The organism is Streptomyces spiramyceticus (assembly GCF_028807635.1).
In the GTDB taxonomy this organism is placed as follows: Bacteria; Actinomycetota; Actinomycetes; order Streptomycetales; family Streptomycetaceae; genus Streptomyces; species Streptomyces spiramyceticus.
Map to the genome: position 1 here is coordinate 3,693,766 of NZ_JARBAX010000001.1, position 8,735 is coordinate 3,702,500.

At 70.6% G+C, this 8,735-nt stretch carries 10 protein-coding genes (1 of these 10 running past the window's edge); 7 read left to right on the forward strand and 3 right to left on the reverse strand.

The window, feature by feature from the left end; translation table 11 throughout:
• Nucleotides 1-69 precede the first annotated feature (69 nt).
• From PXH83_RS16825 to PXH83_RS16835, 3 genes are all read left to right on the forward strand, one after another.
• Nucleotides 70-396: an SH3 domain-containing protein gene (locus PXH83_RS16825; protein ID WP_274561213.1), complete on the forward strand. Its 327-nt coding sequence runs from the start codon at nt 70-72 to the stop codon at nt 394-396.
• A gap of 28 nt (nt 397-424) precedes the next feature.
• Entirely contained in the window at nt 425-928 is a 504-nt protein-coding gene (locus PXH83_RS16830; protein WP_274561214.1) for a hypothetical protein, read from the forward strand.
• A gap of 364 nt (nt 929-1,292) precedes the next feature.
• A complete protein-coding gene (locus tag PXH83_RS16835; protein ID WP_420803178.1) occupies nt 1,293-2,066 on the forward strand; it encodes a class I SAM-dependent methyltransferase in 774 nt (257 codons plus the stop codon).
• A 32-nt stretch (nt 2,067-2,098) separates the two neighbouring features.
• On the opposite strand, the gene PXH83_RS16840 is transcribed toward PXH83_RS16835, so the two are convergent.
• Nucleotides 2,099-3,685, reverse strand: coding sequence for a SulP family inorganic anion transporter (locus PXH83_RS16840; RefSeq protein WP_274561216.1), 1,587 nt, complete (start codon nt 3,683-3,685; stop codon nt 2,099-2,101).
• A 242-nt stretch (nt 3,686-3,927) separates the two neighbouring features.
• Between PXH83_RS16840 and PXH83_RS16845 the strand changes: the two genes are divergently transcribed.
• From PXH83_RS16845 to proC, 3 genes are all read left to right on the forward strand, one after another.
• Nucleotides 3,928-4,716: an ABC transporter ATP-binding protein gene (locus PXH83_RS16845; RefSeq protein WP_274561217.1), complete on the forward strand. Its 789-nt coding sequence runs from the start codon at nt 3,928-3,930 to the stop codon at nt 4,714-4,716.
• Nucleotides 4,713-5,450: an ABC transporter permease gene (locus tag PXH83_RS16850; RefSeq protein ID WP_274561219.1), complete on the forward strand. Its 738-nt coding sequence runs from the start codon at nt 4,713-4,715 to the stop codon at nt 5,448-5,450. Before PXH83_RS16845 ends, PXH83_RS16850 begins: the two co-directional genes overlap by 4 nt.
• 132 nt (nt 5,451-5,582) lie before the next feature.
• The gene (gene proC / locus PXH83_RS16855) at nt 5,583-6,392 is read left to right on the forward strand and encodes a pyrroline-5-carboxylate reductase (RefSeq protein WP_214920817.1); all 810 of its coding nucleotides are present in this window, start codon (nt 5,583-5,585) and stop codon (nt 6,390-6,392) included.
• Between the two features lie 270 nt (nt 6,393-6,662).
• On the opposite strand, the gene PXH83_RS16860 is transcribed toward proC, so the two are convergent.
• Nucleotides 6,663-7,271, reverse strand: coding sequence for a cysteine hydrolase family protein (locus tag PXH83_RS16860; RefSeq protein ID WP_274561221.1), 609 nt, complete (start codon nt 7,269-7,271; stop codon nt 6,663-6,665).
• Between the two features lie 74 nt (nt 7,272-7,345).
• Here PXH83_RS16860 and PXH83_RS16865 point away from each other — a divergent pair, with 74 nt between their 5' ends.
• Nucleotides 7,346-8,350, forward strand: coding sequence for a GlxA family transcriptional regulator (locus PXH83_RS16865; RefSeq protein ID WP_274561224.1), 1,005 nt, complete (start codon nt 7,346-7,348; stop codon nt 8,348-8,350).
• On the opposite strand, the gene trpS is transcribed toward PXH83_RS16865, so the two are convergent.
• Nucleotides 8,317-8,735, reverse strand: partial view of a tryptophan--tRNA ligase gene (trpS, locus tag PXH83_RS16870; protein ID WP_274561226.1) — the final stretch only. Its footprint extends 580 nt past the window's final position; 419 of the gene's 999 nt are visible here — the last part of the coding sequence; the start codon falls outside the window, past its right edge; the stop codon is at nt 8,317-8,319. The genes PXH83_RS16865 and trpS overlap by 34 nt on opposite strands.

An 8,735-nucleotide genomic window follows, 5' to 3' on the forward strand; every position in this document is an offset into this window, starting at 1 on the left:
GTGCGATGTCGGTGCGGGTTGCTAGCCTGCGCGGCGTACGGAGAACGAACATCAACGGGGGAGACCGAAATGGCCACAGAAGAGACCACAGAAGAGACCACAAAGCCCGCGCAGACCGCCGAGGCGACGGCGACGGCAGGCACGCTGGCGGTCCGGTACCCGGTGGCACCGGGCTACAGGGTGAACGTCCGAAGCGGCCCGGGCACGAACTACAGGATCGTGAAGGTCCTCCCGTACGGCGCCACTGTGCCGATCAACTGCCAGTGCCCCGGCACGTGGGTGACCGGCCCGTACGGCACGACAAATCTCTGGTCCAACATCGCGAGCGGCCAGTTCGTCTCGGACGCGTACATCAAGACGGGCAGCGACGGTTACGTGGCACCGCGCTGCTCCTGACGCGCGGGCGCAGGGGATAATCGCCCGCGTGAGCGAGCCCACCAGGAACACACCCCCCACCCCCACCCCCACCCCCACTCCCATCCGCTTCTTCGGCACGACGTGGGTGAGCCACGACAACGGCTACGGGCTGCGCCGCGCCGGGGTGGCGGTGGGCTCACTGGCAGCAGCGGCGGCCGGCTGTTTCGTGCTGCGCTTCGCCTACGAGGGCCTGGCGATCGCGGACGTCGGCGGCTTCGTCAACGTCCTGCTCGTCGCGATGTTCGCGATCTGCAGCGCAGTCGCGTTCCGCCGCACGTGGGAGGGCTACACCCGCCGCCCGGACCCGACGACAGAGGCAACGCTCCGCAGCCTGAAGGGCATCGGCTTCGTCGGCGTACTCCTCGCCTACTTCTTCCGCTCACTGACGGAGGCCCCGGGCGAGAAGCTGCACCGCACGGAGTACGAGACGGCCGTAACCCAGTACGAACGCCGCCGAGGCACACGCACGGGCAACCCGGCAGCCCGCAAGAAGAACCCGAAGCGAAGGTAGCCGGAGCCCCCGCCCCCGGAACGCCGGCCCGCGGGCCGGCCGGGGCCGAGCTGAATCCAGATCCCCGGACCAGATCCCCGGACCAGATCCCCGGACCAGATCTTTGGACCTCCGCACGGGCCCCCGGGCGAGGGTCCTCTGGGGCGCCGGTGGAGCCCGGCGGTGCGGCCGTTGCGGGCCTGGGGCTTGGAGGCCTGCCCGCAGTTCCGGGAAGGGGGCAGGTAGGGAAAGCCCAGCGCAGCGCCCCCGCGCCGCCGCCTAGACCACCCTTCACCTCTTCTCTTCCGCCAGGGCAACCCCACCACAAGCACCCGCGCCCCGGGAAAGAGCCAAACCCAGGCGCCACCCGCTCCCACGCCGCAGGATGAGGCCTATGGCCACCCACGACTTCGCGCTCTCCTTCGACACCGTCGCCGCCGAGTACGCCGCCGCCCGCCCCGGCTACCCGCCCGCCCTCTTCAACGCCGTTGAGGAGTTGACGGGCCGCCCCTTTCCCGGGGCCCGCACCCTCGACATCGGTGCCGGCACCGGCATAGCCACTCGCCTCCTGCGCGACCGTGGCGCCCGTGTCACCGCCGTAGAGCCGGGGCCCGGCATGGCCGCCCAACTGCGGCAGTCACTGCCGGATGTACCTCTCGTACGCGCCGACGGCAACGCCCTCCCCTTCGCCGCAGCCACCGCCGACCTCATCACGTACGCCCAGTCCTGGCACTGGACCGACCAGGCCCGCTCCGTCCCGGAAGCCCTGCGCGTGCTCAGGCCGGGCGGGGCCCTTGCCGTCTGGTGGAACGTCCCCGACCCGGATACCGAGTGGACCGCCGCACAGGAGGCGCGACTCGCCCGGGTCCTCCCCGGCTACCACGGCCACGGCATCACCGACGAGGCCGTGGCCATCATCAAGCGCCATGCCCCGACGCCCCTCGACCCTGTCTTCCGCCGCCTTCACTGGGCGCGTCGCATCCCGCTGGACACGCACCTCGCCCATCTGGGCAGCCGCTCGTACTTTGCGGTGATGGGCAAGTCGGCCGCGGCGCCGGTCCTGGCCGCCGAACGGGCCGAGCTCCTCACACTCTTCCCCGACGGCATCGTCGAAGAGGCGTACGCACTGGACCTGACAGTGGCCCGAACCTCCCACTGACCGCGCTCCCACCACCTACCGCACCCCGGCCGTCAGGCCACGAGCGTCGAAGCCGCCCCGTCGTCCTCGCCGTCCCCCGACGCGGCATCCCCACCGGCATCCCCACCGGCACCGGCACCGGCACCGGCATGGGCACCAACACCCGCATGCCCCGTACGCGCCCCTCGCCTCCGCTCCGCCCACCCCTCCAGTGCCGCCGCGCACGCGTGGTCCACGTGCCGCAGGCCGCCCAGGTTCAGCTGTACGGGGCGGTCGTGCGGCAGGGCCTCCAGTGCGTCCATCAGCTTCGGCAGCCGCAGGAACGTCGCGTTCCCCAACACCCGCACCCGCAACCCCTCCTCCGCCCCCAGATCCTCCGTCTCCACATGCACATGGCTGGTGTCCCACGCGGTTTTCGCGACGGCCAGCAGCAGCCCGACCAGTACCCCTTCGAAGAGGTTCGTCGCCACGATCGCGCCGGTCGTCACCGCCAGCACAACCGCCTCACCGCGGTGCTCACGCCACAGCGGCACCAATTCCCGTACGGGAATGAGCTTCCAGCCCGCGTGCACGAGGATCCCGGCCAGCGCCGCCACCGGAATCACGCCGAGCGCCGCGGGCACCGCCGCCGCGAACACCAGCAGCCACACGCCGTGCAGCACCCGCGAAGCCTTGGTGCGCCCGCCCGCCCGCACATTCGCGGCGCTGCGCACGATGACGGCGGTCATCGGCAGCGCACCCAGCACCCCGCACACCGCGTTGCCCGCGCCCTGCGCCATCAGTTCCTTGTCGTAATCCGTGCGCGGCCCGTTGTGCAGGCGGTCCACGGCGGTCGCGCTGAACAACGACTCGGCGGAGGCGATCAGCGCGAAGGCCAGCACCGTCCCGACGGCCCCGAACTCCGCGAGCCGCACGAACGAGGCCGCGTCCGGCGGCTGCACGGCATCCAGCAGCCCCTGCACCTCCACGCGCCGTACGGGAAGGTCCAGCAACGCGGTCACCCCAGACGCGAGCCCGACAGCCACAAGCGGCGCAGGCACTACGCGCACCACCCGCACCACGCGAACTGCCCGCACCACACCAGCCACCCGCGCCAGGCCCAGCCACTTCGGCCACAACACCAGCACCAAGACGGTCCCCAACCCCAGGGCGAGCGCTTCGGGACGGGCCGAACCACTGAACAGCAGCCCCGGCAGCCCGGCGATCTTCGCCACCCCGCCCGCAGGCGCCACCGCATCGGCCATCGCGTAGACCTGCCCGGTCACGAGCACCAGCCCGATCCCGGCGAGCATCCCCTGTACGACGGCCACGGAAATCGCCCGGAACCACCGCCCGAGCCGGAGCGCCCCCATCGCCAACTGCATCAGCCCGGCGGCCAGGACAAGAACCCCCAACGCGCCGACGCCGTAACGCTGCACGGCTTCGTACACGAGGACGGTGAGCCCGGCGGCCGGGCCGCTGACGTTCAGGCTGCTGCCGGGCAGCGCCCCGGCGACGAGCCCGCCGACGATGCCGGTGATCAGGCCGAGCTCGGCCGGTACGCCGGACGCGACGGCGACGCCCACGCACAGCGGCAGGGCGACGAGGAAGACGACAAGGGAAGCGGTGAAGTCGGCTCGGGGTAAGGACAGACGACGCAAAAGGAACCTCCACAGACACCAAAACCCACGAAATCCCTTACTAGGCAAGGGAGTCGGACATCACAGGGCGTTCTGTTACGCATCGTCCCCGCCCGAAGCCATAAGTAAGCAGACGTTCCGCTTCCGCTTATGTCGGCGTCCTACGTGACCGGCTTACGCCGCCGACCTACGTCGTCGACCCCGACGCGCAGTCACTCCTCGGGCCCTTGACGCGGACCACCACCCGGAGGATTATTCATCGCATGATGAATTACGCCCCCGGGTCCGCCGCGACGACAGAGGGGGCTGCCGTGGCAGCCCGCGCCCTCACCGTTGTACGAGGCCCCCGCACCGTCCTCCGCGACCTCGACTTCGCCGTACCCCGCGGCAGGATCACCGGCCTCCTGGGCCCCTCGGGCTGCGGCAAAACCACCCTCATGCGGGCCATCGTCGGCACCCAGGCCAAAGTCACCGGCACACTCGAAGTCCTGGGCAGCCCGGCGGGCGCCGCCACCCTCCGCCCCCGCATCGGCTACGTGACCCAGGCACCCTCCGTCTACGCCGACCTGACGGTCCGCCAGAACCTCGAATACTTCGCGGCCGTACTCCAGCCCGGCCGCAACCACCGCGACGCACGCCACGAGGCCGTCACCCGCGCCATCTCCGACGTCGACCTCACCTCCCACGAAACCGCCCTGGCCAGCAACCTCTCCGGCGGCCAGAGCAGCCGCGTGTCCCTGGCCGTCGCCCTCCTCGGTACGCCCGAACTCCTCGTACTCGACGAACCGACCGTCGGCCTCGACCCCGTACTCCGCCGCGACCTGTGGAACCTCTTCCACACCCTCGCGGACCGCGGCACCACGCTCCTCATCTCCTCCCACGTGATGGACGAGGCCGAGCGCTGCCACCGCCTCCTCCTCATGCGCGAGGGCGAGATCCTGGCCGAGGAGACGCCCGACGCGCTCCGCACCCGCACCCGCTCCGCCACGGTCGAGGACGCCTTCCTCCGCCTGGTGGACGAGGCCAACGCCCGCCAGGAGAGCTCACGATGAACGCGTCCCGCACCCTCGCCACCGCCGCCCGCGTCCTGGCTCAACTGCGCCACGACCCCCGCACGATCGCCCTGCTGCTCCTCATCCCGGTAGTGATGATCACGCTGCTCCGCTTCGTCTTCGACGCGAGCCCGCGGACCTTCGACAACATCGGCGCGTCACTGCTCGGCATCTTCCCGCTGATCACGATGTTCCTGGTGACATCCATCGCCACCCTGCGCGAACGCACATCGGGCACCCTCGAACGCCTCCTCGCCATGCCGTTGGGCAAAGCCGACCTGATCGCGGGCTACGCCCTGGCGTTCGGCGTACTTGCCATCGTCCAGTCGGCCCTGGCCACAGGAATCTCCCTCTGGCTGCTGGACCTGGACGTCATCGGCTCCCCCTGGCTACTACTCCTGATCGCCCTGCTGGACGCGCTGCTCGGCACAGCACTCGGCCTCTTCGTCTCGGCCTTCGCGGCGTCGGAATTCCAGGCGGTCCAGTTCATGCCGGCGGTGATCTTCCCCCAGCTCCTGCTGTGCGGCCTGTTCACCCCGCGCGACGCGATGCACCCGGTACTGGAGGGCATCTCCAACGTCCTCCCCATGTCGTACGCGGTGGACGGCATGAACGAGGTCCTGCGCCACACGGACGTCACAGTCACCTTCATCCGCGACGCCACAGTCGTCGCGGCCTGCGCCCTGCTGGTCCTGACCCTGGGCGCGGCAACCCTCCGCCGCCGCACAACCTGAACCACCGGTCCGCCAACCGGACACCCCGCCCCACGACCCGCCCCCGGTGCGAAGATGTCCCAAGAACAGCCAAACACCCCCACGCACCCCAAGCACCAAGCACACACGCACACCACCGGCGAGGTGACCCGCATGACCCAGAAAGTCGCAGTCCTCGGCACCGGGAAAATCGGCGAGGCCCTGCTGAGCGGAATGATCCGCGCCGGCTGGCACCCCGCCGACCTCCTGGTCACGGCCCGCCGCGCCGAGCGCGCCGACGAGCTCCGCACCCGCTACGGCGTCGAGCCCGTCACCAACGCCGAAGCCGCCAAACGCGCCGACACCCTCATCCTCACGGTCAAGCCCCAGGACATGGGCAAGCTCCTCGACGAACTCGCGCCCCACGTCCCCGCCGACCGCCTCGTCATCAGCGGCGCCGCCGGCATCCCGACCGCCTACTTCGAAGAGCGCCTCGCCCCCAACACCCCCGTAGTCCGCGTCATGACGAACACCCCCGCCCTCGTGGACGAGGCGATGTCCGTCATCTCGGCGGGCAGCCACGCCACCCCCGAGCACCTCGCCCACGCCGAGGAAATCTTCGGCGGCGTGGGCAAGACCCTCCGCGTCCCCGAGTCCCAGCAGGACGCGGCCACCGCCCTCTCCGGCTCGGGCCCGGCGTACTTCTACTACCTGGTCGAGGCGATGACCGACGCAGGCATCCTCCTGGGCCTGCCCCGCGCCCAGGCCCACGACCTGATCGTCCAGGCAGCCATCGGCGCAGCCGTGATGCTCCGCGACAGCGGCGAACACCCGGTGAAGCTCCGCGAGGCGGTCACATCCCCCGCCGGCACCACCATCAACGCGATCCGCGAGCTCGAGAACCACGGTGTACGAGCCGCACTCATCGCCGCCCTGGAAGCAGCCCGCGACCGCAGCCGCGAGCTGGCATCCGGCAACGGTTAGGGAGTCTCCGGCGGATCATCCCTAATGGGCGGGGCCTGGCACGCACTCCCCCAAGGCCTTAATGGCCAGGGGGACCCCTCCGGCGTCGCAGGTCGGCGACTCCCCTGTTCTCGACTGCGCTCGAACAGGGGGAACCCCATCGCGTCGACTCCCTCCTCCGCCTTGCAGCCGCACGCACCAAGCCCCGCTCACCAGCACCGAGAAGGCGCCGCCCCCCGAAGCACCGAGAAGGCGCCGCACCGAAGCCGGGCCTGATCCGCCGGACACGCCCTAGCCGGCCGAACCCACCCCGACGGCCCCCGCGGCCCGCACCAGCTCCTCCGTAGCGACCACCTTCGCGAACCCACCGCCGTGCAGCGACACGGCGGTGGCCCGCGCCAGCTCGTCCGCGCTCAGCGCCCACCCCCAAGGCCCGACCGCATCGAAGGTGTACGTCGCGTCCAGCGCGAAGAAGACCTCGTACCCCAGGTTCCCGCCCATCCGCGCCGTGGTTTCCGCGCACATATTGGTCTGGATCCCGGCCACGACAATCTGGCCACTCCCCGCTCCCTTCAGCCACGCATCCAGATCCGGCACCCCGTAAAACGCGGAGTTCACACTCTTCGTCACCAGCAGCTCCGCCCCGTCCCCCTTTCCGCGCCGCTGCTCCACGTACTCCTTGAAGCCGTTCCCCTCGTGCCCCGCCCGCAGCGGTGACCCGGGCTTCGTCGAGTCATGCCGTACGAACACGACCGGCCGCCCCGTCGCCTGCCATACGTCGATCAGCGCGGCGATGTTGTCATCGGCCGCCGGATTGTTCCGAGTTCCCCAGTGCCCCTCCTCGTCGAACCCCTTCTGCACGTCGACAACCACCAGCGCTGCGTTCTCTGAGATCTCCATGCCGACGATGCTGCCGCCCCACCACCGCCCGCCCCAGACCGGAGAAAGCCATCGATCGATGGTTTACTGCCAAGGTGACCTCCCCAGAGACCACCCGCATCGCGCTCCTCTCCTTCCCGGGCATTCGCGCCTTCGACGTCTCCGTCATCACCGAGGTCTGGGGCGTCGACCGCACCGACCGCGGCGTCCCCGCATTCGACCTGCGCCGAGTCGCCGCCGACCGCACCCCCGTCCCCATGCGCGGCGGCCTCACGCTCACCCCCGACCGCACCCTCGACTGGCTCACCAACGCCGATCTGCTCGTAGTCCCCGGCCTCGACGACCACCTCACCCCGGCTCCGCCTCAGGTCCTGGACGCGCTACGCCGAGCCCACACCCGAGGAACCCCCATCGCCGCCCTGTGCGGCGGCGCCTTCACCCTCGCCCAGGCAGGTCTCCTCGACGGCCGCCGCGCCATCACCCACTGGAACCTCGCGCACCTCCTCCGCACGCACCACCCCCTCGTCACCGTCGTCCCCGACGCCCTCTTCATCGAGGACGACAACATCTGGACCTCCGCAGGCACCGCCGCCGGAATCGACCTGTGCCTGCACCTCGTCCGCACGGCGCACGGCGCCGAAGCCGCCGCAGCCATCGCCCGCTCGATGGTCACCGCCCCCTTCCGCACCGGCACCCAGGCCCAGTTCATCGAGCAGCCCACCCCCCGCGCCGACCGCGACGCCAACACCCTCGCCTACGTACGCGAATACGCCCTGCGGCACCTCGACGAACCGCTCACGGTCAACGACCTCGCGGCCCGCGCCGACATGTCCCCCCGTTCTTTCGCCCGGCACTTCTCCGCCACTACCGGCACGACCCCGCAGCGCTGGCTCATCACCCAGCGCCTCGCCGCCGCGCGGAAACTGCTGGAACGCACCGACCACCCCATCCCCGAAGTGGCCCGCCGCGCGGGCTTCGGCAGCGAGGTGACCATGCGCCAGCACTTCGCCGCCCACCTCGCAACCAGCCCGCGCGACTACCGCGCCGCGTTCCGCCGGCCTCAGACTCAGCCCGCCGGCAGCAGGCCGATGGCCCGGTAGGCCTCATCCACCCTCGGCCGGGCCATCGCCCGAGCCCGCTCAGCCCCCTCCTTCAGCACCTGATCCACATACCCGGGGTCGGCCGCCAGCTCCGCGTGCCGCTCCCGCACCGGCCGCAGCAGCTCGACGACAGCCTCCGCGGTGTCCTTCTTCAATGCTCCGTACGACTCATATACACCGGCCAGCTCTTCCGGGTTCCCACTCTCACAAGCCGCGAGCACATCCAGCAGATTCGCGACCCCCGGCTTGGCCTCCCGGTCGTACTCGACCTCACGCCCGCTGTCGGTCACCGCCCGCATGATCTTCTTCCGCACCACCTCGGGCTCGTCGAGCAGATAGACGATCCCCGCGGTGGCCGCATGCGACTTCCCCATCTTGGAAGTGG